General features: G+C 71.5%; 26 protein-coding genes. 21 read left to right on the top strand and 5 right to left on the bottom strand.

The genetic code is table 11. The features are described from left to right. Positions 1–55 precede the first annotated feature (55 nt). Complete coding sequence (locus tag VEA62_RS01045) at positions 56–391, top strand: hypothetical protein (protein ID WP_324817248.1); 336 nt, start codon at positions 56–58, stop codon at positions 389–391. A 4-nt stretch (positions 392–395) separates the two neighbouring features. Here the strand turns inward: VEA62_RS01045 and VEA62_RS01040 are convergent, their stop codons facing one another. Next, a complete protein-coding gene (locus VEA62_RS01040; protein ID WP_324817245.1) occupies positions 396–1,370 on the bottom strand; it encodes a helix-turn-helix transcriptional regulator in 975 nt (324 codons plus the stop codon). Between the two features lie 87 nt (positions 1,371–1,457). On the opposite strand from VEA62_RS01040, the gene VEA62_RS01035 reads away from it, so the two are divergent. The 9 genes from VEA62_RS01035 to VEA62_RS00995 all read left to right on the top strand — a co-directional run bounded on the left by VEA62_RS01035 (position 1,458) and on the right by VEA62_RS00995 (position 7,903). Then, positions 1,458–1,949 (top strand): DUF1579 domain-containing protein, encoded by a 492-nt coding sequence (locus VEA62_RS01035; protein ID WP_324817242.1) that lies wholly within the window; start codon positions 1,458–1,460, stop codon positions 1,947–1,949. Continuing rightward, positions 1,946–2,605 (top strand): NIPSNAP family protein, encoded by a 660-nt coding sequence (locus tag VEA62_RS01030; RefSeq protein WP_324817240.1) that lies wholly within the window; start codon positions 1,946–1,948, stop codon positions 2,603–2,605. The genes VEA62_RS01035 and VEA62_RS01030 overlap by 4 nt, the downstream gene beginning before the upstream one ends. Positions 2,606–2,674: 69 nt before the next feature. Further along, positions 2,675–4,507, top strand: coding sequence for a M14 family metallopeptidase (locus tag VEA62_RS01025; protein ID WP_324817238.1), 1,833 nt, complete (start codon positions 2,675–2,677; stop codon positions 4,505–4,507). A 2-nt stretch (positions 4,508–4,509) separates the two neighbouring features. Then, entirely contained in the window at positions 4,510–4,914 is a 405-nt protein-coding gene (locus VEA62_RS01020; protein ID WP_324817236.1) for an MAPEG family protein, read from the top strand. Positions 4,915–4,954: 40 nt separating this feature from the next. Continuing rightward, complete coding sequence (locus VEA62_RS01015) at positions 4,955–6,310, top strand: TldD/PmbA family protein (protein WP_324817233.1); 1,356 nt, start codon at positions 4,955–4,957, stop codon at positions 6,308–6,310. Then, on the top strand, positions 6,307–7,116 hold the full coding sequence (locus tag VEA62_RS01010; RefSeq protein ID WP_324817231.1) for a 3'(2'),5'-bisphosphate nucleotidase CysQ: 810 nt from the start codon (positions 6,307–6,309) through the stop codon (positions 7,114–7,116). The genes VEA62_RS01015 and VEA62_RS01010 overlap by 4 nt, the downstream gene beginning before the upstream one ends. Before the next feature lie 21 nt (positions 7,117–7,137). After that, positions 7,138–7,392 carry a DUF4170 domain-containing protein gene (locus VEA62_RS01005; RefSeq protein WP_324817228.1) on the top strand — a complete coding sequence of 85 codons (255 nt, stop codon included), beginning with the start codon at positions 7,138–7,140 and terminating at the stop codon, positions 7,390–7,392. 65 nt (positions 7,393–7,457) lie between these two features. Continuing rightward, entirely contained in the window at positions 7,458–7,676 is a 219-nt protein-coding gene (locus tag VEA62_RS01000) for a hypothetical protein (protein WP_324817225.1), read from the top strand. Then, the gene (locus VEA62_RS00995; RefSeq protein WP_324817223.1) at positions 7,673–7,903 is read left to right on the top strand and encodes a hypothetical protein; all 231 of its coding nucleotides are present in this window, start codon (positions 7,673–7,675) and stop codon (positions 7,901–7,903) included. The genes VEA62_RS01000 and VEA62_RS00995 overlap by 4 nt, the downstream gene beginning before the upstream one ends. Before the next feature lie 15 nt (positions 7,904–7,918). On the opposite strand, the gene VEA62_RS00990 is transcribed toward VEA62_RS00995, so the two are convergent. Continuing rightward, positions 7,919–8,584 carry a fused DSP-PTPase phosphatase/NAD kinase-like protein gene (locus VEA62_RS00990; RefSeq protein ID WP_324817221.1) on the bottom strand — a complete coding sequence of 222 codons (666 nt, stop codon included), beginning with the start codon at positions 8,582–8,584 and terminating at the stop codon, positions 7,919–7,921. Positions 8,585–8,663: 79 nt separating this feature from the next. On the opposite strand from VEA62_RS00990, the gene VEA62_RS00985 reads away from it, so the two are divergent. The 4 genes from VEA62_RS00985 to lpxK are packed head-to-tail and all read left to right on the top strand — an operon-like array spanning position 8,664 to position 13,498. Beyond that, the gene (locus VEA62_RS00985; RefSeq protein WP_324817219.1) at positions 8,664–10,505 is read left to right on the top strand and encodes an ABC transporter ATP-binding protein; all 1,842 of its coding nucleotides are present in this window, start codon (positions 8,664–8,666) and stop codon (positions 10,503–10,505) included. Next, the gene (locus VEA62_RS00980; protein WP_324817217.1) at positions 10,502–11,188 is read left to right on the top strand and encodes a lysophospholipid acyltransferase family protein; all 687 of its coding nucleotides are present in this window, start codon (positions 10,502–10,504) and stop codon (positions 11,186–11,188) included. The genes VEA62_RS00985 and VEA62_RS00980 overlap by 4 nt, the downstream gene beginning before the upstream one ends. Position 11,189: 1 nt before the next feature. Further along, complete coding sequence (locus VEA62_RS00975) at positions 11,190–12,485, top strand: 3-deoxy-D-manno-octulosonic acid transferase (protein WP_324817214.1); 1,296 nt, start codon at positions 11,190–11,192, stop codon at positions 12,483–12,485. Beyond that, positions 12,482–13,498 carry a tetraacyldisaccharide 4'-kinase gene (gene lpxK / locus VEA62_RS00970; protein WP_324817211.1) on the top strand — a complete coding sequence of 339 codons (1,017 nt, stop codon included), beginning with the start codon at positions 12,482–12,484 and terminating at the stop codon, positions 13,496–13,498. Before VEA62_RS00975 ends, lpxK begins: the two co-directional genes overlap by 4 nt. Here the strand turns inward: lpxK and VEA62_RS00965 are convergent. Continuing rightward, a complete protein-coding gene (locus VEA62_RS00965) occupies positions 13,483–14,799 on the bottom strand; it encodes a metal-dependent hydrolase family protein (RefSeq protein WP_414641770.1) in 1,317 nt (438 codons plus the stop codon). The genes lpxK and VEA62_RS00965 overlap by 16 nt on opposite strands. Before the next feature lie 122 nt (positions 14,800–14,921). On the opposite strand from VEA62_RS00965, the gene VEA62_RS00960 reads away from it, so the two are divergent. Both VEA62_RS00960 and VEA62_RS00955 read left to right on the top strand, forming a co-directional pair. Next, the gene (locus tag VEA62_RS00960) at positions 14,922–15,623 is read left to right on the top strand and encodes a murein L,D-transpeptidase catalytic domain-containing protein (RefSeq protein WP_324817209.1); all 702 of its coding nucleotides are present in this window, start codon (positions 14,922–14,924) and stop codon (positions 15,621–15,623) included. A gap of 94 nt (positions 15,624–15,717) precedes the next feature. Continuing rightward, positions 15,718–16,245 carry a hypothetical protein gene (locus VEA62_RS00955; RefSeq protein ID WP_324817207.1) on the top strand — a complete coding sequence of 176 codons (528 nt, stop codon included), beginning with the start codon at positions 15,718–15,720 and terminating at the stop codon, positions 16,243–16,245. Here the strand turns inward: VEA62_RS00955 and purD are convergent. After that, positions 16,239–17,528: a phosphoribosylamine--glycine ligase gene (purD, locus tag VEA62_RS00950; RefSeq protein ID WP_324817205.1), complete on the bottom strand. Its 1,290-nt coding sequence runs from the start codon at positions 17,526–17,528 to the stop codon at positions 16,239–16,241. The genes VEA62_RS00955 and purD overlap by 7 nt on opposite strands. A 152-nt stretch (positions 17,529–17,680) precedes the next feature. Next, on the bottom strand, positions 17,681–18,916 hold the full coding sequence (locus VEA62_RS00945) for a DJ-1/PfpI family protein (RefSeq protein ID WP_324817202.1): 1,236 nt from the start codon (positions 18,914–18,916) through the stop codon (positions 17,681–17,683). Positions 18,917–18,998: 82 nt separating this feature from the next. On the opposite strand from VEA62_RS00945, the gene VEA62_RS00940 reads away from it, so the two are divergent. From VEA62_RS00940 to xseA, 5 genes are all read left to right on the top strand, one after another. Next, entirely contained in the window at positions 18,999–19,964 is a 966-nt protein-coding gene (locus VEA62_RS00940) for a GlxA family transcriptional regulator (RefSeq protein WP_324817200.1), read from the top strand. Between the two features lie 46 nt (positions 19,965–20,010). After that, positions 20,011–20,490, top strand: coding sequence for a GNAT family N-acetyltransferase (locus VEA62_RS00935; RefSeq protein ID WP_324817198.1), 480 nt, complete (start codon positions 20,011–20,013; stop codon positions 20,488–20,490). Between the two features lie 101 nt (positions 20,491–20,591). Beyond that, positions 20,592–20,771, top strand: coding sequence for a hypothetical protein (locus VEA62_RS00930; protein ID WP_324817195.1), 180 nt, complete (start codon positions 20,592–20,594; stop codon positions 20,769–20,771). Then, positions 20,768–21,721: a hypothetical protein gene (locus tag VEA62_RS00925; RefSeq protein ID WP_324817193.1), complete on the top strand. Its 954-nt coding sequence runs from the start codon at positions 20,768–20,770 to the stop codon at positions 21,719–21,721. Before VEA62_RS00930 ends, VEA62_RS00925 begins: the two co-directional genes overlap by 4 nt. A gap of 62 nt (positions 21,722–21,783) precedes the next feature. Next, positions 21,784–23,388 carry an exodeoxyribonuclease VII large subunit gene (gene xseA, locus VEA62_RS00920; RefSeq protein ID WP_324817192.1) on the top strand — a complete coding sequence of 535 codons (1,605 nt, stop codon included), beginning with the start codon at positions 21,784–21,786 and terminating at the stop codon, positions 23,386–23,388. Positions 23,389–23,413 lie beyond the last annotated feature (25 nt).

Genomic DNA, 23,413 nt, shown 5'->3' with positions numbered 1-23,413 from the left:
TCAGATGACGAAACTGTAATACAGATTGGGGTTCGTCCCTCCCGGAGCCCGCTCAATGAAACGCAGCCTCGTCGTCGCCTTGGCCCTGGCCACCGCCATGCCGGTCATCAGCATCCCCGTGGCGTCCGACGCCCAGGTCCTGGCCGGCCGCAACGCGGCCCGCAGGCCCGCGCCGCAGCGTCCCCGTTTCAGCGAAGCCGACGAGAACCGGCTGTTCGAAGCCGAGGATCAGATTATCGAGATCGATGGCCAGATCGCCGACATTCAGGCGGCGGCCGAGGCGAACGGCGGGCTGACCGAGGCCCAGCAGGCCGAGATCACCGCCCTGACACGTCGCCGCGAACAGGCCCAGCGGACGGTCGAGCGGCTCGAAGCCAAGCGGAACCGCTGATCCCCTATTCCGAATAGAGCGCCGCCAGCCGCTCGGCTGTGCGGCGCATCTCGGTTCGAAGCGCCGCCGGCGCCAGCACCTCGGCCTCGGCGCCGAGGCGCAGGAAGTCCACGGCGGCGTGCTCGACGGATTCGATCGGGACCACGGCCTCGGCCCAGCCCTCGCCCGCCGCGACTTCAAGCGCCGCCGCGATGCGGGCCTGCTCGGCCCCCAGCCGCGCCAGCCGCTTCCGCCCCTCCCGCGATAGCCGCAGGGTGGCCCGGCCAGTGAAGATCTCGGTCTCGAACCTTCGCGACGCCTCCGCCCACCAGACCGCCAGATCGAAGCCGGTCGGCCGCTCGAACCCGTCCTCGCCCACGGTCAGGTCCAGAATGTTGGCGACGCGGTAGGTGCGCGGCTCGCGCGTCCTTCCCTCGGCCGGTCGGGCGGCCAGGTACCACAGCCCCGCCTTGAGAATCAGGCCCAGCGGCTCAAGCTCGCGCCGGACCTCGCCTTTCCAGCTCTCATACCGCACCGAGACGCGGCGGCTGTTCCACACCGCCTGGGCCAGGGCGGGCAGGCGTTCGGCCGCGTCCTGGCCCTGGTGCCAGCCGACAGGATCGAGATGGAAGCGTCCCGCCAGCCGTTCCGCCGCCGCCTGCCGCTCAGGCGGCAGCGCCGCCAGCAGCTTCAGCTGCATGGTCGTGACCGCGCCTGAGAAGCCCATTTGCGCCGCCGGGCCCGACAGGCCGCCGAGAAACAGCGTCTCGGCCTCGGCGTCGGTCAGCCCCGTCAGCCGGGTGCGGTAGCCATCCAGCAGCTGGAACCCGCCTGCCCGGCCCCGGTCGGCGTAGACCGGCGCCCCCGCCGCGCTCAGTTGGTCGATGTCGCGGTAGATGGTCCGCACCGACACCTCGAACTCGGCTGCGAGGGCCTCGGCCGTCATCCGCCCCCGGGTCTGGAGCAGCAGCAGGATCGAGAGCAGTCGGCTGGCGCGCATTTTTTGATGATAGCCGAGAAATCCTGACGGTAGGTGTCAGTTTATCGGGCGTATCCCTCTTGCACCGCCCTGACGAGAGGAACCGCCATGTCCGCCCAGCCCATCGGCACCCCGCCCCCGCAGCTTCACGACTTCGACTTCCTGTTTGGCCACTGGGCGGTCCGGCACCAGCGCCTGAAGACCCGGGGCGTCGGCGCCGACGACTGGGACGTCTTCGCCGGTACGGCCTTCACCGAGCCGCGCATGGGCGGGCTGGTCAACATCGAGGAACACGACTGCCCCGAACGGGGCTGGATGGGCGTGGCCCTGCGCGCCTTCGACCTCGTGACCGGCGCTTGGTCGATCTGGTGGATCGGCGACCGCGACGGCCAGTTGCAGCCCGCCGTCGTCGGCCGCTTCCACGAGGACGGCTGCCGGCTCGAGGGGCCTGACGCCGACGGTGGCCGGCCCATCATCGCCCGTTACGAGTGGTCGCGCGTCCATTCGGGATCGCCGCGCTGGGTGCAGGCCTTCTCTTACGACGGGGGCGTCACCTGGGAGACCAACTGGGTCATGGATTTCACGCGGACCGCGTCGTGATCGTCGAGCTGCGCCAGTACGCCCTGCATCCCGGCAAGCGGGATGTCCTGATCGACCTCTTCGAGCGCGAGTTCGTCGAGAGCCAGGAAGCGGTGGGCATGACGCTGATCGGCCAGTTCCGCGACCTCGACGATCCCGACCGCTTCGCCTGGCTGCGGAGCTTCCCGGACATGGAGGCCCGCCGCCGCTCGCTGGAGGCCTTCTACGGCGGCCCGGTCTGGCAGGCGCATCGCGGCGCGGCCAACGCCACCATGATCGATTCCGACGACGTCCTGCTGCTCAGGCCGCTGGGCGGGGACCCCGGCCTCATCCTGGGCGAGCGGGGGCCGCGCGGGTCCGCCGGTCCGGGTCCGGGGCGGGTCATTGGCGGCGTCCAGGACCTGACCGGGGCGGACGATCCCCTGCCGGAGAGGTTCATCCATGAGGAGGCTGCGGCCTTGCGGGCCGCCGGAGCCGTCTCGGTCAGCGCCCTGGTCACGGCGCCGGTTCCGAACAGCTTTCCGCGCCTTCCGGTGCGCGAGGGCGAGCAGGTGCTGGTCTGGTTCGCCGTCTTCGCCGATCCGGCGGCAGCCGACGCGGTCCACGCGCTTGTCCCGGAGCCGGCGCTGCAGCGCCTGCGCCTCGAACCGACCGCCCGCTCGCGCCTGCATGGATAAGACCCGCCTATGGATAAGCCTCGCCTTACGGGGTTGCCTCAAATGGACGGACGGCGGATGAGGGGAGCCATGCGCTCCGCCCTGATCCTCGCCGCCCTCGCGGCCCTCGTGTCGAGTCCCGTCATGTCCCAGTCCGCGTCCCCGTCCCTTCCCAACGCCGCGCCGTGGGATCAGGCCTTCCTCCCGCCCGCGCCGGAATGGAACGGCGCCAGCCGCGCCCTCCTGCGCGACGCCTCCGACCCGTGGGTGACCCCGTTCGAGGCCGATCCGGCCCATGACTTCAGCCCGACCTACGCCGACACGCGCGCCTGGTTCGACCGGCTCGACGCCGCCTCCGATCTGATCCGCATCGAGCAGTTCGGCGTCTCGCCCGAGGGCCGCCCGATCTACGCCGTCATCGCCTCGAAGGACGGCGCCGCCTTCGATCCGGCCAAGCCCGTGCTGCTGGCCCAGGCCGGCATCCACCCGGGCGAGATCGACGGCAAGGACGCGGGCATGATGCTGCTCCGCGACATCGCCTTCAACGGCAAGGACGGGCTGCTGGACCGGGTGAACCTGATCCTCATCCCCATCCTCTCGGTCGACGGCCACGAGCGGGCCTCGGCCTGGAGCCGCCCCAACCAGCGCGGCCCCCGCATCCAGGGATGGCGCAACACGGCGACCAACCAGAACCTCAACCGCGACTATCTGAAACTGGACCAGCCCGAGATGCGGGCCGTGCGGGGCCTGATCCTGAAGTACCGCCCGGACCTCTACGTCGACATCCACGTCACCGACGGCATGGATTATCAGTACGATGTAACCTACGGATACAACGGCGAAAACGGCATCTATTCCCGCTCGCCCGCGACGGCCGCCTGGCTGGACGCCGCCTTCAAGCCGGCGGTGAACGCGGCGCTCGAAGCCCAGGGCCACATCCCCGGCGAACTCGTCTTCGGCATGGGCGATGATCCGAAGGCCGGTCTGTCCGACGGCGGCCTCGGCGAACGCTTCTCCAACGGCTGGGGCTCGGCCGCCCACGTGCCGACCATCCTGATCGAGAACCATAGCCTGAAGCCGCACGAACAGCGCGTGCTCGGAACCTATGTCTTCCTGGAACAGGCGTTGCGAACCCTGGCCGCCGACGGCCGCGACCTCCGCGCCGCCATCGCCGCCGACAGCGCACTGCGCCCCGCCGAAATCCCGGCCAACTTCGTCCAGGACGACCAGCCGTCCGCCATCCGAGCCTTCAAGGGCATCCGCTACGAGATGTATGACAGCCCGGCTTCCGGCCGCCGGGAGATCCGCTGGCTGGGAGAGCCGGACCCGACGCTGTGGCAGTTGCCGTTCTACTCGTCCCACCCGAGCCTGACCCTGCGCCGCCCCGCCGCCTATTGGGTGCCGTCCTACCGGTCGGACATCATCGAGCGGCTGCGCATCCACGGCGTCGCCATGGAGACGCTGGACGCTCCGCGCACGGTCGCGGTCGAGATGCTGCGTCTCGACGACCCGAAGCTGGCCACGCGCGCCAACGAGGGTCACGTCCCCGTCACCGTCACCTCGGTCACGCCCGAGCGCCGGGACTGGACCTTCCCCACGGGCTCGGTCCGTGTGCCTGCGGACCAGCCGCTCGGCGACATCGTGGTCCTGCTGCTCGAGCCGCAATCGTCCGAGAGCTTCTTCGCCTGGGGCCTGTTCCCCGAGGTGCTCAGCCGCGTCGAATACATCGAGGGCTACGCCATAGCCCCCCTGGCCGAGCGCATGCTGGCCGCCGATCCCGCCCTCAAGGCTGAATTTGAGGCGAAGCTCGCCGCCGACCCGGCCTTCGCCGCCGACGGCGACGCGCGTTTGCAGTGGTTCTACGAGCGAACCCCGTTCTATGATGACCGCTACCGCCTCTATCCGGTGGCGCGCGAGAACTGACCATGCCCGGGATGACCGCCCTGCACGCCGCCGGCTTCTGGAGCGGTCTTCTCATTCTCGTTCTGATCGTGCTGTCGGTCCGCGTGGTCATGACGCGGCGGCGCCAGCGGGTCATCCTCGGCGACGGCGGCGACGAGGTGATGATCGTCGCCGCGCGACGCTTCGGCAACGCCGCCGAGTACACGCCTGTCGCCATCGCCGCCCTCATCCTGCTGGCGCTCATCGGCTGGCAGGCGTGGATCATCCACCTGATCGGAGCCGCCTTCTTCGTCGGCCGGGTGGTTCATCCGCTGGGCCTGGCGTTCGGAAAGGGTCCGCCGCCCGCCCGCGTCATCGGCATGACCCTGACCTGGCTGCCCCTGCTTGCGGCCGCGGTGCTGCTGGTCATCGGGCCCTTCCTCGCCTGAGCCCGGTTGCGTCCCATCGGCCGTCCCGCCATATCGGGGCATGTCCGACAGCCTGCCGTCCTCCGCCTCTCCCGACATTCTCAACGATCTGGTCGCCGCCGCGCTGAAGGCCGGCGCCGACGCCGCCGAGGCCGTCTCCGCCGAGCGCGCCGCCCTGTCCGTCGGGGTCCGCAACGGCGCGTTGGAGGACGTTGAGCGGGAAGAGAGCCGCGACCTCGGCCTGCGGGTCTTCATCGGCCGGCGCCAGGCCACCGTCTCCGCCTCCGACCTTTCAGACGCCACCCGCGCCCGCCTGGTCGAGCGCGCCGTCGCCATGGCGAAACTGGCCCCCGAAGACCCCTGGGCCGGCCTCGCGCCCCAGGACCGGCTCGCCCGCGGCCCCTTCCGCGATCTCGACCTGTTCGATCCGTCCCAACGCAGCGCGGCCCAGCTGGAGGCGGTCGCCGCCGAGGCCGAGTCGGCGGCCCTCGCCGTGCCCGGCGTTGCGCGCTCCGAAGGCGGCCACGCCTCGGCCTCGTCCAGCCGCTGGCGGCTGGTCACCTCGCACGGCTTCGACGGCGCCTATCACGGCTCTGCCTTCTCGCTCGGCGTCGGCGTCATCGCCGAAAAGGACGGAGCCATGGAGCGCGGCGGCGAGCATCGTGCGACCCGCCACCTGTCCGACCTGCCCTCCGCCGTCAGCATCGGCGCCGAGGCCGGCCGCCGCGCCGTCGCCCGCACTGGCCCCCGCAAGATCGCCTCGACCACCGCGCCGGTGATCTTCGAAAACCGGCTCGCCATGCAGATTCTGTCGCCGCTGCTGGGGGCGATCTCCGGTCCCTCCGTCGCTCGCGGCGCCTCCTTCCTCAAGGACCGGCTCGGCCAGGCCGTGCTGCCCAAGGGCGCCAGTCTGATCGACGATCCCTTCCGGCCCCGCGGCATGGGCTCGACACCGTTCGACGACGAAGGTGTCGCGGTGAGCCGCCAATCAATCATTGACGACGGCGTCCTGACCACCTGGCTGCTCAACAGCGCCGCCGCCGCCCAACTGGGCCTCGCCTCGACCGGCCACGCCTCGCGCGGCCTCGCGGGCCCGCCCGGGGTTTCGACCCACAGCCTGCATCTGGAACCCGGCGACCGCGACCTCGACGGCCTCATGGCGGACGCCGGCAAGGGCCTGCTGGTCACCTCGATGTTCGGGCCCTCGCTGAACGCCAACACCGGCGACTGGTCGGCCGGGGTGTCCGGCTTCTGGTTCGAGAACGGCGCCGTCGCCTACCCGGTCAGCGAAATCACCGTCGCAGGCAAGCTGACCGATCTCTACGCCCGCCTGCAGCGCGGCTCTGATCTGGAATTCCGCGGCGCCAACAACAGCCCGTCCCTGATGTTCGACGCGGTCGCCATCGCCGGCAAATGAGCGCCCCCGTCCACGATCTCTCCGCCGACCTCGACCTGATCCGCGCCGCCGCCCTGGCCGCCGGCGAGCTGGCGCTTGCCGAGCGCGAGGCCGGGCTGAAGATCTGGTCCAAGTCTGGCGGTTCCCCGGTCACCTCCGCCGACATGGCTGTCGACGCCCTGCTCCGCGACGCCCTGCTCACTGCCCGCCCCGACCATGGCTGGCTGTCGGAAGAGACCGCCGACACCCCGGACCGCCTGTCGGCCCGCCGCATCTTCGTGGTCGACCCCATCGACGGCACGGTCGCCTATATGAAGGGCAAGCCGTGGTGGTGCATCCCGATCGCGGTCGTCGAGGACGGCCGCCCGGTCGCCGCCGTCATCCACGCCCCGGCCCTGGGCGAGACCTTCACCGCCACCCTCGGCGGCGGTGCCCTTCTGAACGGCCGCCCGGTCGCCGCCTCCGACACCGCCGACCTCGACGACGCCTCGGTGCTCGCCGACGCCCGCCTGATGGAGGGGCCGCACTGGCCCGAGCCGTGGCCGGCCATGCGCTACGAGAAGCGCAACGCCATCGCCTACCGCATGGCCCTGGTCGCCGCCGGCGCCTTCGACGCCGCCATCGCCCTGACGCCAAAATGGGACTGGGACGTCTGCGCCGGCGCCCTGATCGTCGAGGAAGCCGGCGGCAAGGTCAGCGATCACCACGGCGGCGCCTGGCGCTTCAACCAGCCCGACCCGCGCCAGGGCAGCCTCGTGTGCAGCGCCCCGGCCCTTCACCCGTTGATCGTTCGGCGCACAGCGCCTATTCCGCTCGCGCCGCGCTAGCTCTCCCCGAACGGACGCCCCATGACCAAGCCCGCCGACGCCGAAGCCCCCCAGTTGCTGCACCTCGTCATCGGCGGCGAGCTGCGCCACCTCGACGCCCCGGTGTTCCGCGACCTGTCCAAGGTCGAGTTCGTCGGCGCCTATCCGAACTACGAGGAAGCGCGCAAGGCGTGGAAAGCCCGCGCTCAGGCCACCGTCGACAACGCCCACATGCGCTACTTCATCCTGCACGCCCACCGGCTGATCGATCCGCGTGGGGACGCGCACGAACACTGACGGGAACTCGCCCCCCGACTGGCGCGCTTTTCAGCTAGACTGTCACGCCTGACCGGGAGAGACCCATGCTGACCCCCGCCCTCATCGTCCTGGCCCTGATCGTGCTGGGCGTCGGCATCGTCGTCTGGGCCACGCGCCGCAAGCCGGCCGCGCCGCCCACGGGCCCCCGCGAGACCGACACCGCGTGGAACGATCCGGTCACCCCGGCTGAACGCCCGACCCCGCGCGAAACCTTCACCCACGAGGACGCCCCTTCGGCGTCGTCGCAGGAACCCCGCCCTTGACCCTGTTCGGCCGCACGCTCGGCGGCGAGGAGATCGCCAGCCTCGTCTTCATGCTCATGGCCCTGGTCATCTGGATCGGGGCCTGGCGGGGCGAGCGCGACTGGGCGCGCTGGTTCCGGCGCTGGGAATCGGATCGCAAGACGCGGCGCGAGGCCGAGTTGTCGGTCGAGCGCACGGGCGATCGGCCGCCGCCCTCGTCCGATGGCCCGCGCGGGCCGTGGGGCTGAGCGAAGGACCGGTCCCTATTCGCGCCGCAGCAGCTTCTCGGTGACCAGGGTTCCCCACCACTGCGCCTTGAACTCGGCCCTGATCGCCTTCGGGTCGTAGGCGTCGCTGTCGATCCAGTCGATGAAACTGACGCCGGTCGGCTCCACCTCCTTCAGGTATTTCTCCAGCGTGTAGTCCAGCACCCCGGTCAGCCCTTCACGGTGGTGCAGGAATTTCTTGTCCAGCTGGCGGATGGCCTCCGAGATCGGCTCGCCCAGATGGAAATGCCGGTACAGCACCGCCATCATCCCGGCCCGGTCCGCCCCCGACTTGCAGTGGATCAGCACCGGATATTCGATGGTCCGGAACAGCTCCCGCGCCCGGTGGATGCGGTCACGCTGGGGCGGATCGCGGCTGTCCAGCGGCGCGTCGATCAGTGTCAGCCCCAGCCGCTCGCAGGCCGCCCTTTCCAGCGCATAATAGGCCTCGTCCCGCGCCCCGCGCAGGTTGATGACCGTCCTGATTCCCTGCGACTTCCAGTACGCCAGCTGACGTGGCGACGGCTGATTGGTCCGCACCAGGTCCGGCCCCAGCCAGTGTGCGTTCATGAACCACCGCCTGAGGAAGGCGTGGTCCTTCCAGACATAGTCCCACCGGGCCCTGAACCGGCCGGCGCGGGTGGTGAGGTCGTAGCGGGACATGGGAGGGAGATAGCGGCTGAATGCGCCTCGCACCATCCGCCCGCTTGACTTGCCGCGCCAGCCGTCCGACCTCGGACCGATGACGACGCCCGCGCCCGCCGCCGACGAGAAGGAAGCTCTGCGCCCGCTGCTGGCCCGCGTCTGGCGCGACTACCTCTCGCACCACCGGACTCCGCTCTTCCTGTCGATCGCCTGCGCCGCCGTGGTCGGCGTCATGGCCGCCACCGTGCTGCAGCTGCTCGAGCCGGCCATTGACGGCCTGTTCCTCGGCAAGCCGGTGACCATCTGGAACATCTTCACCGTGCCCCCCGGCCAGGCCCTGACCGGCATCCCCCTGATCATCGTCGGCGCCGGGGTGATCTGGACCGCCGCCGCCCTCGGCCAGGCGGCCCTCGTCAACCGGCTGGGCCACGGCATCGTCGGCGACATCCAGGTGCGGCTGTTCGGTTCGATGATCCGCGCCGACCTGGCCCGGCTGCGCAGCCAGCACTCCGGCGGCTTCGTCTCTTCGGTCCTGTTCGACGCCAACCTCGTGCGCGAGGCCTTCACCAACGGCGTCGTCAACTACACCCAGCACGCCCTGACCCTGATCGCCGTTCTGGCCTACATGGCCTGGACCGACTGGCGGCTGACCGCCATCGTCCTGCTGGGCGCGCCCCTGATCGCCCTCGTCATCCGCCGCTTCGGCAAGCGGATGCGCAAGGCCACCACCGGGGCCATGGTCGAGACCTCCAATCTCTCCACCGCCCTGATGGAGAACCTCGACGGCGTCCGCCTGATCAAGATCGAGAACCGCGAGGCCGCGGAAGAGGCCCGCGTCGGCGAGGTCGTCGCCCGCCGCCAGCGCCACGTCATCAAGTCCGCCGACAGCCGCGCCTTCGCCGGCCCCTTCTCCAACCTGGTGGCCATGATCATCGTCGCCGCCGTCATGGCCTACGCCGGCTGGCGCGCGCGCGAGGGCGGCATGACCGTCGGGGCCTTCGCCGCCTATATCGGCCTGCTGATGGCCGCCGGCCAGTCGCTGCGCCAGGTGACCAACCTGCAGACCGTGATGTCCGAGGGCCTGACCGCCGCCCGCCGCCTGTTCGGCGCCCTCGACATCCAGCCCGAGATCCGCGAGGCCCCCGACGCCGCGCCCGTGCCCGACGGCCCGGTCACCGTCGCGCTCGACCACGTCAGCTTCGCCTACGCCCCGGCGGCCGATGGCGGCGCCCCCACCCTGTCCGATGTCTCCCTGACCGTGGCGCCGGGCGAGACCGTCGCCCTCGTCGGCCCGTCGGGCGGCGGCAAGTCGACCATCCTCAGCCTGCTGCCGCGCTTCTACGACGTCACCGCCGGCGCCGTGACCCTCAATGGCCGTGACATCCGCGAACTCAGGCTGCACGACCTGCGCTCGAAGATCGCCCTCGTCACCCAGGAACCCTTCCTGTTCGACGACACCCTCGCCGCCAACATCGCCTATGGCCGCCCCGGCGCAACCCAGGCCGAGATCGAGGCCGCCGCCGCCGCCGCCGCCGCCCACGACTTCATCGCCGCCCTGCCCGAGGGCTATCAAACCCGCGCCGGCGAGGCCGGCCTGCGTCTGTCAGGCGGCCAGCGCCAGCGTGTCGCCATCGCCCGCGCCTTCCTGAAGGACGCCCCCATCCTGCTGCTCGACGAGGCCACCTCGGCCCTCGACACCGAGAGCGAGGCCCTGGTCCAGGGGGCCCTCGAACGACTGATGAAGGGTCGCGCCACACTGATGATCGCCCACCGCCTGTCGACCGTTCGCAACGCCGACCGCATCTATGTCGTCGAGGCCGGCCGCATCGTCGAGACCGGCTCCCACGCCGCCCTGGTCAGGAAGGGCGGCCTCTACGCCCGCCTGGCCCGCCAGCAGTCCCTCGACGGCGAGGCGGCGACGGTCACGGCTGTCTCATGAGGCCGCTCCGCAATCCGGCGGTCCAGAGCGTCCTCGCCTGGATTCTCGCCCAGTGGCTGCGCTTCTGCTACGCGACGATCCGCTGGACGCGCCACAACGAGGAGCTCGCCGAAGCGGTCTGGGACCAGGGCGGCGGCGTCCTGTGCGTCTTCTGGCACTCCCGCACGGCCCTTGCGCCCTACAGCTGGCGGTTCGACCGCGGCCAGCCGGTCAAGGCGGTGATCTCGCGCAGCGCCGACGGGGAGTTCATCGCCAAGGCCGTCGCCCGGCTCGGCATCCCGGCCGTACGCGGCTCCTCGTCCAACAAGGACAAGATCGAAAGCGCCAAGGGCGGCTCCCAGGCCCTGCGCGACGGCCTGCGCCAGCTCAAGGTCGGCGGCCTCGCCATCACGCCGGACGGTCCCCGCGGGCCGGTGCGCTCCATGGCCGAGGGCCTGCCCCTGCTCGCCCGGCTGTCGAAGGCTCCGGTCCTCTTCATCGGCCTTTCGTGCAACCCGGCCATCCGCCTGAACAGCTGGGACCGGTCCCTGATCCCCCTGCCCTTCGGCAGGGGCGCCATCGTCTGGGACCGCGCCGACTTCCCCGACAATGCCGGGATCCCCGACATTATCGCCGACTGGACGGCGCGCTGCACCGCCGTGGAGGCGCGGGCCGACGCCATCACCGGTCTGGAGCGCGTCTGACGTGAGCCCCGCCCTCACCGCTTACCGGCTCCTCACCCGCTTGCTCGAACCCCTCGTCCCGCGCCTGCTCGACGCCCGCGCCAAACAGGGCAAGGAGGATCCGGCCCGGGTCGACGAGCGCCTCGGCCTCGCCTCCGCCCCCCGACCCGCCGGCGAGCTCGTCTGGCTGCACGGCGTCAGCGTCGGCGAGACCCTGTCCCTGCTGCCGGTGGTCGAGCGTCTGCGCGAACGCCGCCCCGACCTCGCGGTGCTGGTCACCTCGGGCACCCTGACCTCCGCCACCCTGCTGGCGAGACGGCTGCCCGGGGGCGTCCTCCACCAGTTCGCGCCCGTGGACACGCCCGGCGCGGTCGCGGCCTTCCTCGACCACTGGCGCCCCCGCGCCGCCGTCTTCGTCGAGAGCGAACTGTGGCCCAACCTGATCCTCGAGGCCCGTCGCCGCGGCGTGAAACTGGTCCTCGCCAGCGCGCGCATCACCGAAAGGACCGCCGACGGCTGGCGCCGCTTCCCGGGCGCTGCGCGGCGGGTCCTGTCCGCCTTCGACCGCGTCCTGCCGCAGGACGAGACCTCCGCCGCCCGGCTGCAGGGCCTCGGCGCCCACATCGACGGCCATGTGAACCTGAAGCTGGCCGGGGCCGCCCCGCCGCATGATCCGGCCGCCTTCACCCGCCTCAGCGCCGCCATCGGCGACCGCCCCGTCGTCGTCGCCGCCAGCACCCACGACGGCGAGGAGATCGCCCTGGTCCGCGCCCTCGACAAGCTGGCCGACCGCCTGTGCCTGATCCTCGTGCCCCGCCATCCGGAACGCAGCGCCGCCATCGCCGCGGCCCTGACCCGCGACGGCTACCGTTTCGCCCTGCGCTCCGATGGCCGCGAGCCCGACCGCGACACCGACCTCTATGTCGCCGACACCCTCGGCGAGATGGGGCTGTTCCTTCGCCTCGCCGACGTCGTGGTGATGGGCGGCAGCTTCTCGGCCGCGCTGGAGAAGCCCCCGGTCGGCGGCCACAATCCGCTGGAGCCCGCGCGGCTGGGCAAGCCCGCCGTCACCGGTCCCGACATGACCAACTGGGCCGCGGTCACCGAGGCGCTGGTGCAGGCCGGCGGCCTGGCGGTTGTCGAGGCCCCGTGGGATCTTCCGGCGGTCCTCGCCCCCCTGCTCGCCGACGACAAGGCGGCCAAGGCCATGGGCGAGCGCGGCCGGCGCGCCGCCGCCGAGGCCGGCTCCGGCCTCGACCGGCTGTGGGACAGCCTGACTCCGCTGCTCCCGCCGCGGCCCGCGCGAGGCGGCCGATGAAGCTCAACACACCCCGCTGGTGGTACGACCGCGAGCGCCGCCATGCGCCGATGACGCGAATGCTGCTCAAGCCCCTGTCGTGGATCTGGGCCGCCGCCACCGCGCGCCGCATCGCCCGCGCCACGCCCGTCGACCCGGGCGTACCGGTGATCTCGGTCGGCAACCTGACTGTCGGGGGCTCGGGCAAGACGCCCGTGGCGCGCGAGGCCCTGCGCCTGCTGCACGAGGCGGGGGTCGAGGCCCACTCCCTGTCACGCGGCTACGGCGGCCGTCTGAAGGGGCCGGTCCGGGTCGACCCCGCCGTTCACGCCGCGGCCGACGTCGGCGACGAGCCCCTGATGCTGGCGCTCGGCGGCCCCGCCTGGATCGCCCGCGATCGCGTCGCCGGCGCCCGCGCGGCCGCCGAATCCGGCGCCCGGGCCGTGGTCCTGGACGACGCCCACCAGAACCCGGCGCTGAAGAAGGCGCTCAGCCTCGTGGTGGTCGACGGCGAGACCCGCGACGGCGAATGGCCCTTCGGCGACGGCGGAGTCTTCCCCTCGGGCCCGATGCGCGAGCCGCTCAGGGCCGGCCTCGCCCGCGCCGACGCCGTGGTCCTGCTGATGCCGGCCGACGCGCCCGGGGTCGCTGCGGAACTCCTCGCCGCCTTCGGCGCCCTCCCGGTCTTCGTCGCCCGGCTGATGCCCGCCATGCCGCCGCCTGTCGGGCCGCTGGTCGGCTTTGCCGGCATCGCCAAGCCATGGAAGGTGGAGCGCGCCCTCGACGCGGCCGGGGCCGAGCTGGTCGACTTCGCACCCTTCCCCGATCACGCCGCCTTCCGCGACGCCGACCTGCGGTTTCTCGCCGACCGCGCGGCGGGCGCCCACGCCCGCCTGATCACCACCGAAAAGGACTGGTTCCGCCTGCCGCCCGAGTGGCGGGCGCGGGTCGTCTCGTGGCCGGTCAAGGCGACGTTCGACGACGAGGGCGGCTTCCAGGCCCTGCTGCTGCGCGCCGTTCACTCCGCCCGGTAGACCACCCCGCCCTTCATCACGAACCGGACCCGCTCCAGCTCTGTGACGTCCGTCAGCGGATCGCCCGACACCGCGATCAGGTCGGCCGGCAGCCCCGGTGCGATCCGGCCGGCCTCGCCGTCGATCTTCAGATGCGCCGCCGCACCGACCGTCGCGGCCTGGATCGCTTCCAGCGGCGTCAGCCCGGCCCGCACCAGCAGGGCGAACTCGCCGGCGTTGTCGCCATGCGCCGAGACCCCGCTGTCCGTTCCAAACGCGATCCGCACCCCGCCCTCATGGGCTCGCCGGGCCATTTCCAGCATCAACGGCCCGGCCTGCATCGCCTTGGCCGTCTGCGCCGGGGTGAAGAAATTATCGGGGCCGGAGGCGATGCGCATGACAAAGTCTCCCGCCATCAGCGTCGGCACCAGATACACCCCCTCGCGCCGCATCAGCCGGATCGACTCGGCGTCGAGATAGGTTCCGTGCTCGATCGAGTCGCCGCCCGCGCGCAGGAAGCTGTTGATCCCGTCCGCCCCATGCGCGTGCGCCGTCACCTGTCGCCCCATCCGGTGCGCCGCCGCGACGATGGCCGCCAGCTCCTCATCCGAGAACTGCTGCCCCAGCCCCGCCGCCGTGTTCGACAGCACCCCGCCCGTGGCGGTGATCTTGATGATGTCCGCGCCCGACCGCACCTGCAGCCGCACCGCCCGCATGCAGTCCTCGGCCCCCGAGCAGATGCTCTCGGTCGTGAACAGGTGCATGACGTCGTCGCGATAGCCGTTGATGTCGCCGTGGCCGCCGTGGATCGACACCGCGCCGCCCGCGGCGATGATCCGCGGACCCGGCACGTCGCCACGCCGGACTGCCTCGCGCAGGGCGAAGATCGCCTCATTGTCCGCACCCAGATCGGCGACGGTCGTGAAGCCGGCCAGGAGGGTGCGCCGGGCATGGCGGGCGCCGACCATGGCCTCGTCCGCGCTCGACAGCGTCACCGTCTCGAGCCGCGCGTTCGGGTTCTGCTGGTGGGTCAGGTGCACATGGCTGTCGATCAGGCCCGGCAGCACGAACGAGTCGCGCAGATCGACAATCCGGCCCTCGCCGACAAAGCCGTCGCGCATTTCGACGACCTGGTTCCCTCTGATCACGAGAGTTTTATCGCGCTGCACAATGCCGCTCGCCGGATCGGCCAAAAGCCGCCCCACCTGCACGAACGTGGTTCCCTCAGCGGGAGAAACCGGCGCGGCTGCGGGCGTTTGCGCCGCGGCGCCGGCGCCCAGCAAGGCGGCGGCGGCCGCCAACAGCAATGTGATCGACTTCACGAAACCCTCCCGAGACAGCCGCTTCACCTTAGCCTGACCGTGCTCCGCGCCAAGGCTCAGGTTGCCCCGCGCGTCATCATTTGAAACAACCCGTGACTTCTTGAACGTGCGAGGGGCGTCGCATGCAGTTGGCGAGACGTGGATTCATCTTGGGCGGCGCGGCTCTGATGTCGGGCTGCGCCACCGCGGCGACCCGGCCGGTCGCCCCCCTGGCGCAGGTCCAGGTCCCGCCGACGCCGACGATCCAGGTCGCGCGGGCGCCGGAAGCCATCACCTCCCAGCTGAACTCCACCCGTCCGCTCGATCCGCGCGGCTCGGTGCGCAAGGAGCTGCTGGAGCGGGCGACGGCGGCCCTCGACATCCACGCGGGCAAGATCACCAACCGCGACCGCATGTACCTGGTCGACTTCACGAAATTCTCCGGCGACGAGCGCCTCTACGAGGTCGACCTGCACGGCGGCGCCGTGACCCTGATGCGCACCAGCCACGGCCGCGGTTCCGATCCGTCCCACACCGGCTTCGCGCGGCAGTTCTCCAACACCCCTGACAGCTACATGTCGTCGGTCGGCGCCTACGCCACCGCCGGCGCCAGCCACGGTGCGCAGCAGGGCCCCAACGTCCTGCTCGACGGGCTGGAGTACACCAACAACCTGGCCCGCGAGCGCGCCATCATCGTCCACGGCGCCGACTACGCCGATCCGGACTTCCTCGCCCGCGAGGGCAAGCTGGGCCGCAGCTACGGCTGCTTCTCGGTCGCCCACCACGACCTGCCGACGCTCCGCGAGCGCATGGGCGAGGGCCGCCTGCTGTTCGCCTGGGCCTGAATTCCGCCTCGCCCGGAAGGGTTTCGTCAGGCCGGCCCCTTTGACAGCGCCCGCCTGTCGGCCCCCAATGCGCACAGACAGCCATGGAGCCATCGTGCGCGCCCTTCCCCTCGTCACCGCCCTGGTCCTCGCCGCCGCCCCTGTCGCGGCCCAGACGGGAGAGCCCGATCACCGCGAGCGGCCCGCCGCGCCCATACCGGCGGCCGAGCCGGGCGAATGGATGCTGCTCCAGTATTTCTATCCGGGTCCGACGCTCGGACGAGGCGTCGACTACTGGATTTCGGCCCGGGATTACGGCTCCGGGCCGGATGCGAACGGCGTCGTCCGCGTCCGCGTCATCCAGCCCCGCGCGTACAATGCCGCGGCCCAGCCGTCGGAGATTTTCGAAGACTACCGCGACGTCGACTGCCTCAATCGTCGTGAACGCCCGGTGGAAAATGGCGCGGCGGGCGAATGGCAGACCCTGCCCGACTTCGTTCCGGGCTCACAAACCATCTTCGAGCTCTGCTACCCCGACGGGATGTCCCGCCACCCGCACGAGCCCGATCTTGCCGCCGCCATCGCCCGCAGCGTGGAGTTGGAACGGCTGCATCGTGCGAAACAGGCCGCGGGCCACTACTGAGCGCCGTTCGCTTCCCGCTCCATCGCCCGCCAGCCGATGTCCGTGCGGTGGAATCCCCCCGGCCAGTCGATCTTCTTCACCGCCGCATAGGCCCGCTGGCGAGCCTCGGCGATGTCCTTGCCGCGGGCGCAGACGTTCAGCACCCGCCCGCCCGCCGCGACCAGTTGGCCGTCGTCGCGCCGCCGCGTGCCGGCGTGGAACACCTGCACATGCGGGCCGAAATTCTGCTCGGCCCCGCGGATGATCGACCCCTCCAGCGGACTGTCCGGATAGCCGCTGGCCGCCAGCACCACGCAGATCACCGTCTCCGGCCTGAACTCCGGCGGCGCCACCCGGGTCAGGTCGCCCCGCGCGCAGGCCAGCAGCAGGGGCACGATGTCCCCGTCCAGCCGCATCATCAGCACCTGGCATTCCGGATCGCCGAACCGGGCGTTGAACTCGACCACCTTCGGACCGGCCTCGGTCGCCATCAGCCCGGCGTAAAGCACGCCGCGGTAGGGCATGCCCTCGCGCGCCATGCCGGCGATCACCGGCGCCACGATCTCGCGTTCCGCCGCCTCGACCAGCTCCGGCGTGAACACCGGGGCCGGCGAATAGCTGCCCATGCCGCCGGTGTTCGGCCCCAGGTCGCCGTCATAGGCCCGCTTGTGGTCCTGGGCGCCGCCCAGCAGCAGCGCCCGCTGCCCGTCGCAGACCGCGAACAGCGAGCCCTCCTCGCCGTCCATGAACTCCTCGATCACCACCCGCGCCCCGGCCGTGCCGAAGCGCCCGCCCAGCATCCGCTCTATCTCGGCCTCGGCCTCGCGCTTGCTCGGGCAGATGGCCACGCCCTTGCCCGCCGCCAGCCCGTCGGCCTTGATCACATAGGGCGGCTTGAACACCGACAGCGCCTGCCGCGCCTCGTGCAGCCGCTCATAGACGCCGTAGCCCGCCGTCGGGATCTCATGCCGCTCCATGAACGCCTTGGAGAAGGCCTTGGACGTCTCCAGCTGGGCCGCCTTCTTCGTCGGCCCGAAACAGGGGATGCCCGCCGTGGCCAGCCGGTCGGCCAGCCCCGCCTCCAGCGCCGTCTCGGGCCCGACCACCACCAGATCGGCCTTTATCTCCCGCGCGAGGGCGCACAGGCCGTCGGCGTCGGTGACCTTCAGCGCGACCCGTTCGCCCAGCCTGTCCATGCCCGGATTGCCGGGCGCGATGACCAGCCGCCGCACGAGGGGCGACTGGGCGATCTTCCACGCCAGGGCGTGCTCGCGTCCGCCCGATCCCACCAGCAGGATGTTCATCCCCGCGCAATGACCGCCCCCGCGAGGACGGTCAAGCGCCGGACGCCATCAACCGGCTGTAACGGCCGAAATCGCATAGGCCAGCGCACCCAGGATCAGGATCAGGCCGATCACCACCCAGGGACTGACCGCCGGGCCTCCGCTTCGCCGTCTCAGCCCCTGTTCGCGGGGATGCTGGTCTGCGGGGTCGGTGTCGGGCGGATCGACGGCCATGCCTCGCCAACTCCGGCGGCGGCGGCGGGTTCCGCCGGCCCGGCCCGCCGCGAATACTCCAGCTGCATCGCCACCACATCGGCGGTGCGTCGCCCGTAGCGGCTCTCGATCTCCGCCAGCGTCGTGTCCAGCGCCCCGGCCGGCCGCCGCGCTCCGACATCCTCGAGCCGCCGGGCCTCGGGCCAGTCCGTGGTCGCCTCGTCCGGCAGGATGCGGACGCCCGACCGCGTCGTCACCGGACCCTCCGCGAAGGTCGCCGCCCGCGACCGGTAGGTCCGCGACCAGGCGTCCGCCACCAGCGCCAGCGACACCTCGTCCATGCCCGGCGTCAGCGCGAGACCGAGCGTCTCCCGGTTCCAGAAGGCCAGCTTGTTGCCCATCACGGTCAGGGCGAACGGGCGGTTGAGGCGGAAGGCGCCGCTGTCGTGCCGGGCGTCCCAGCTCGCCAGCCCCAGCTCCCGGGCCACGGCCTCCGCCTTGCCGCGCCCGGCGATCGCCTCGATCAGGGTCAGGGCCATCGGCATCGAGGCGCTGATCCCGGTCGTCGTGGCCACACGTCCGTCGACCACCAGCCGCCGGTCCGGCGCGTAGCGCACCTCCGGGCGGCCCTTGCGCAGCCGCTTGAGGAAATACCAGTGCGTCGTCGCCCGCCGGCCGTCCAGCAGCCCGGTCTCGCCGACCACCACCGCCCCGGCGCAGACGCCGATGATGGTCGCCCCGCCGGCCGCCTGCTTGCGGATCCACGCCAGCGCCGCCGGGTCGTCGTCGCGGCTCATCGCCGGCACGATGACATAGTCGGCCCCCTGCGGATGGGCCGCATCGAACGCCGCCGTCGTCGAATCGGCCTCGACCGTCAACGCCGGATACAGCTTCACCGGCCCCGGCTCCGTGGCCAGCAGCACCACCTCGGCCACGTCGGCGCGCTTCAGTATGCCGTAGGGCATCAGATAGTCGGTGGTCTCGGTGGCGTCGTTTATGCCGATGATCGCGATCACCGGCCGGTCGCGCTTCGGCGGCTTCAGGGCCGCCAGGGCGGCCGCCGCCTCCCCGGCCGGCACAGGGGCCGGGGAGGCGGCCGCCGGGGCCGGAGGCAGGGACAGGATCAGGCCGGCGCCGATCGCCGCCGCCAGCACCACTGCGCCCAGTCCGCCCCACAGGATGATCCGCCGCCTCATCACGCCGCTCCTTGGTCTGCTTGACTTCAGGATACGCCCGCCCCCTTCTGTCCTGAATGACATAAATCGCGCAAATTCTGCCATGCCCGCCCCGCCCGTCCCCCGCGATCCCGCACGCGCCGTCGCCGTCGTGATCTTCCCGGGTTTCCAGCTGCTCGACGCCGCCGGCCCCACCACGGCCTTTGAACTGGCCGAGCGCTTCCGCCCCGGCAGCTACGACCTCTGCACCCTGGCCCCCGAGCCCGGCCCGGTGCCCAGCTCGTCAGGCCTCGTCCTCACGGCCGGACGGCTCGCTGAGGGTCGGGCCTTCGACACCGTGGTGGTCTCCGGCGGCGACATCGGCCGATCGATGCCCCAGGCCCGCCGCATCGTCGCCTGGCTGAAGCGGCGCCCCGCCCGCCGCCTCGCCAGCGTCTGCTCCGGGGCCTGGCTGCTGGCCGAGGCCGGCCTGCTCGACGGCCGCCGCGCCACCACCCACTGGGATTCCAGCGACGATTTCGCCCGCCGTTACCCCCGCGTGACCCTCGACGCCGACCGCATCTTCATCCGCGACGGCGAGGTCTGGACCTCGGCCGGCATCACCGCCGGCATCGACCTGGCGCTGGCCCTGATCGAGGACGACCACGGCCCCGACCTCGCCCGCCGCGTGGCCCAGCAGCTCGTCGTCCACCAGCGCCGGCCGGGCGGCCAGTCGCAGTTCTCGGCCTTCGTCGAGCTCGGCGGCCGCACCGGCCGGTTCAGCGGCCTGATCGACTGGATGCGCGCCCACCTCGCCGAACCGCTGCCGGTCGAGCGTCTCGCCGGCGAGGCCGCCATGAGTCCGCGCAATTTCGCCCGCGCCTTCACCGCCGAGACCGGGATCACCCCCGCCAAGGCCGTCGAGCGCCTGCGCCTCGAGACCGCCCGCACCGCGGTCGAGGCCGGCCGCGCCCCGCTGGACCGCATCGCCGAGGCGACCGGCTTCGGCGACCCCGGCCGCATGCGTCGCGCCTTCCTCCGCGCCTTCGGCCATCCGCCCCAGGCCCTGCGCCGGGCCGGGCGGCGGTGAAGCACACGCCTGTTGCAGAGACCTGCGAAGCTTGCTCCATGGAGCAATGACCGCCGCCTTCCGGATCGCGCCTGTCCGCACCCCCGACGACCTCGCCGCCGCGGCCGGACTGTTCGCCGGCTACGCGGCCTCCCTGCCCGTCGACCTCGGCTATCAGGACTTCGAGGGCGAGCTGTCCGCCCTGCCCGGCAAATACGCCCCGCCCGCCGGCGAGCTGTTCCTCGCCCGCGACGCCGCCGGCGCCCCGCTCGGCTGCGTCGGCCTGCGCCCGCTCGCCGACGACGGCTGCTGCGAGATGAAGCGCCTGTTCCTCCTCCCCGCCGCCCGCGGCCTCGGTCTGGGCCGCGCCCTGACGGAAGCCGTCGTCGATCAGGCCCGCCGCGCCGGCTATCGCGAGCTCCGCCTCGACACCCTGGCCAGCATGACGGCCGCCCAGGCGCTGTACGGAAAAATGGGCTTCGAGCGGGCCGAGCCCTACTATGCGCCGACGCCGGAGGGGACGGTGTTCATGGCGCTGTGGCTGTAGGCGAGTTCGGGCGTACCGGACCGTCACGCCTTCCAAGGACTCTCTGCGATCTTCGGCGCGAGGACTTGGCGAACAGTCCTGGCGAGAGCATATTCCTGCGCATGAAAGTGAACTCGCCTGAATCGCTTGAAACCGGCCAACGCTTGGTTCGGGAGCACGGCAGTTGGTCCGCTGTACGGGCGAAGTCGCACGTTACGAAGGATGGCGTGTTCGTCGTGAAGACGGATCCGAAAGCTATCGATGAAGCGCTCAGGCGTATTCAGGCGATGAAGGCGGCTTGAACGCCGGCCTGAACCTTCTTACGGCGCTCTTCTTGCTGGCGCCCGGCTTCGGCGTTTTCGCGGGTGTCTATTTCACCGGGTTGAGACGTCCCTTTCGACCGGCGCCCGCCGCGCCTGGTTCGTTTCTCGCGCTGGCGCTCGTAACGATCGGCGCCCTCACCGCTCACGTGATTTCCGCCGCTCCCTACGCCGTGCAGGAACTTCTGTGCACGGCTCTCCCCTGTCGGGCGGTTGCGTTTCAGCCAAACCCCTACGTGACCCTGATCGACCCCGACGCAGCGATCACCATGCCGGGCGTATCGCTGACGATCGCCTTGGCGCACCTTCTTTTTGTCGCACTGGTCGGTCTGATTATCGGCCGGCTCGGCATGTGGCTGGCGGCGAAGTCGTCGCGGATCCAAAGCCTGTTCTATGGGTGGACAACCGAGCTGATCGACCTTGCGTCAACGCGATTCCACGTAATCAACGCGTTCGCCCTGACAGACGTAACCAAGGACGAATTGTCACTGGGCTACGAAGGGACGCTGCTCGACCTGCGGCAGGACGCGGACGGCAAGCTGTTGTCGGCCACACTGCGGGACGTGCAGGCCTTCGTCATCGAGCTCAAGTCGGACGCGGTCTCGCGCCGCCGGGTTCCGCGCGCCCAACCAATTCCCTTCATGGTGCTCGAAGCCGAGAACGTGAAGAACCTCGCACTGTCGATCTACTTCGACACCGCTTCGGCCACCGCACTCACGGAAGCGGATATCCGGCAGATGTCCAAGGCCGAGCGGGCCGGGGTGACCAAGGCTCTTCGGGAAGCGCAGGCCGCCGCCAAGGCGCCGGCCGCCGCACCTCCGGCCGAAGATTCTCCGGCTAGGCCGATCGAGGCTGCGACTGCCTCAACTCCTGCACCAAGAGCCCCGCCTGCAAAAAGGACGAGGCGTGGGTCCTCTGGCGCGGGACGCTAGTATTGCCAGTCCGGCGCCCCGGCCCCCTCGCCCCCGCTCCCCTCCCCCGCTAATCTCCCCCGATGAGCGACGACTCCTATGTCTTCGAGGGCCCGGCCGACGAGCCGGCGGCGCCGCGCGACAACAATCCGCCCCTGTCGATCTCCGAGCTGTCGTTCGCGCTCAAGCGCACGCTCGAGGACCGTTTCGGCCATGTCCGGCTGCGCGGCGAGATCTCGAAGGTCAACCGCCACGCCTCCGGCCACGTCTATCTGACGCTCAAGGACGACAAGGCCTGTATCGACGGCGTGGTCTGGAAGGGCCAGGCCCGCGGTCTCGGCGTCCAGCCCGAGACGGGGCTCGAGGTCATCGTCACCGGCAAGATCACCTCCTATCCGGCCCGCTCGTCCTACCAGATCGTCATCGAGACCATGGAGGCCGCCGGGGCCGGGGCCCTGCTGGCCCAGCTGGAGCGGCTCAAGGTCAAACTGCAGGGCGAGGGCCTGTTCGACCCGGTCCGCAAACAGCCGATCCCGACCTTCCCCGCCGTCATCGGCGTCATCACCAGCCCGACCGGGGCGGTGATCCGCGACATCCTGCACCGGATCTCCGAGCGCTGGCCCTGCCGCGTTGTCGTCTGGCCCGTCGTGGTCCAGGGCGAGGCCGCCTGCGGCCAGGTTTCGAACGCCATCCGCGGCTTCGACGCGCTCCAGCCCGGCGGCCCGGTCCCACGCCCCGACCTGCTGATCGTCGCCCGCGGCGGCGGCTCGGTCGAGGACCTGTGGTGCTTCAATGACGAGGGGCTGGCCCGCACCGTCGCCGCCGCCCGCATCCCGATCATCTCGGCCGTCGGGCACGAGACCGACACCACCCTGATCGACTTCGTCTCCGACCGCCGCGCCCCCACCCCCACCGGCGCGGCCGAGATCGCCACCCCCGTGCTGTCCGATCTGCGCGCCGCCGTGCTCGACCTCGATCGCCGCCTTGTGCGCGCCGGCGGCCGCTTGATCGAGGAGCGCCGCACCCGGCTGCGCGCCGTCGAGCGCGGCCTGCCCGTCCGCCCCGAGGACCTGCTGGCCCTGCCCCGCCAGCGTCTCGACCACGCCGGCAGCCGGCTCGGCTCGGCCCTGCACCGCAATGTCGCGGTGCATGAGCGCCAGCTGATCACCGTCGCCGGCCGCCTGTCGCCCGCCGTGCTCGACCGGGCGCTGGAGCGCCGCCGCGACCGCCTCGCAGCCCTGGGCGGGCGCCTGCCGTCGGCGCTGAACCAGAACATCGCCGAACACCGCGCCATGCTCCTCCGCGTCGGGGGGCGGCTGACGCCGGCGCCGCTGCACCGCCGGCTCGATCAGCGCGCCGCCCGCCTGGGCGCGCTCGGCGATCGCCTCGCCCCCGTCCTGCCCCGGCGGCTGGAAGCAGCGACGGCGGCGCTGTCCGCCCTGTCCCGCGCACTCAACTCGCTCGATCCGGGCCGGCCCAAGCCGGGCTTCGCCAGGGTCGAGGACGCGGACCGCAACTGGCTCACCTCCGCGGCGGCCCTGCAGTCCGGGGCCTTCGTTCGCCTCGTCTTCCCCGACGGGGCGCGGGGCGCGGTCGTCGACGGCGAGGCCGCTCCGCCGCCGCGTTCCAGGCCCGCCGCGCCGCCCCGTCCCAAGGCGCCGCCTCCCGGCCAGGGCGACCTGTTCTGACAGGCGAAAGCCTTGGCGCCGCCGC

Origin of the sequence: Brevundimonas sp. (assembly GCF_035627475.1) — a bacterium.
In the GTDB taxonomy this organism is placed as follows: domain Bacteria; phylum Pseudomonadota; class Alphaproteobacteria; order Caulobacterales; family Caulobacteraceae; genus Brevundimonas.
Note: the sequence above shows the minus strand (reverse complement) of the source record. Positions and strands in the feature narration are given on the sequence as shown.

Coding starts and splice junctions, on each gene's coding strand:
- VEA62_RS01045 (WP_324817248.1), top strand. CDS start 56: ATGAAACGCAGCCTCGTCGTCGCCTTGGCCCTGGCCACCGCCATGCCG.
- VEA62_RS01040 (WP_324817245.1), bottom strand. CDS start 1,370: ATGCGCGCCAGCCGACTGCTCTCGATCCTGCTGCTGCTCCAGACCCGG.
- VEA62_RS01035 (WP_324817242.1), top strand. CDS start 1,458: ATGTCCGCCCAGCCCATCGGCACCCCGCCCCCGCAGCTTCACGACTTC.
- VEA62_RS01025 (WP_324817238.1), top strand. CDS start 2,675: ATGCGCTCCGCCCTGATCCTCGCCGCCCTCGCGGCCCTCGTGTCGAGT.
- VEA62_RS01020 (WP_324817236.1), top strand. CDS start 4,510: ATGCCCGGGATGACCGCCCTGCACGCCGCCGGCTTCTGGAGCGGTCTT.
- VEA62_RS01015 (WP_324817233.1), top strand. CDS start 4,955: ATGTCCGACAGCCTGCCGTCCTCCGCCTCTCCCGACATTCTCAACGAT.
- VEA62_RS01010 (WP_324817231.1), top strand. CDS start 6,307: ATGAGCGCCCCCGTCCACGATCTCTCCGCCGACCTCGACCTGATCCGC.
- VEA62_RS01005 (WP_324817228.1), top strand. CDS start 7,138: ATGACCAAGCCCGCCGACGCCGAAGCCCCCCAGTTGCTGCACCTCGTC.
- VEA62_RS01000 (WP_324817225.1), top strand. CDS start 7,458: ATGCTGACCCCCGCCCTCATCGTCCTGGCCCTGATCGTGCTGGGCGTC.
- VEA62_RS00990 (WP_324817221.1), bottom strand. CDS start 8,584: ATGTCCCGCTACGACCTCACCACCCGCGCCGGCCGGTTCAGGGCCCGG.
- VEA62_RS00985 (WP_324817219.1), top strand. CDS start 8,664: ATGACGACGCCCGCGCCCGCCGCCGACGAGAAGGAAGCTCTGCGCCCG.
- VEA62_RS00980 (WP_324817217.1), top strand. CDS start 10,502: ATGAGGCCGCTCCGCAATCCGGCGGTCCAGAGCGTCCTCGCCTGGATT.
- lpxK (WP_324817211.1), top strand. CDS start 12,482: ATGAAGCTCAACACACCCCGCTGGTGGTACGACCGCGAGCGCCGCCAT.
- VEA62_RS00960 (WP_324817209.1), top strand. CDS start 14,922: ATGCAGTTGGCGAGACGTGGATTCATCTTGGGCGGCGCGGCTCTGATG.
- purD (WP_324817205.1), bottom strand. CDS start 17,528: ATGAACATCCTGCTGGTGGGATCGGGCGGACGCGAGCACGCCCTGGCG.
- VEA62_RS00945 (WP_324817202.1), bottom strand. CDS start 18,916: ATGAGGCGGCGGATCATCCTGTGGGGCGGACTGGGCGCAGTGGTGCTG.
- VEA62_RS00940 (WP_324817200.1), top strand. CDS start 18,999: ATGCCCGCCCCGCCCGTCCCCCGCGATCCCGCACGCGCCGTCGCCGTC.
- VEA62_RS00935 (WP_324817198.1), top strand. CDS start 20,011: ATGACCGCCGCCTTCCGGATCGCGCCTGTCCGCACCCCCGACGACCTC.
- VEA62_RS00930 (WP_324817195.1), top strand. CDS start 20,592: ATGAAAGTGAACTCGCCTGAATCGCTTGAAACCGGCCAACGCTTGGTT.
- xseA (WP_324817192.1), top strand. CDS start 21,784: ATGAGCGACGACTCCTATGTCTTCGAGGGCCCGGCCGACGAGCCGGCG.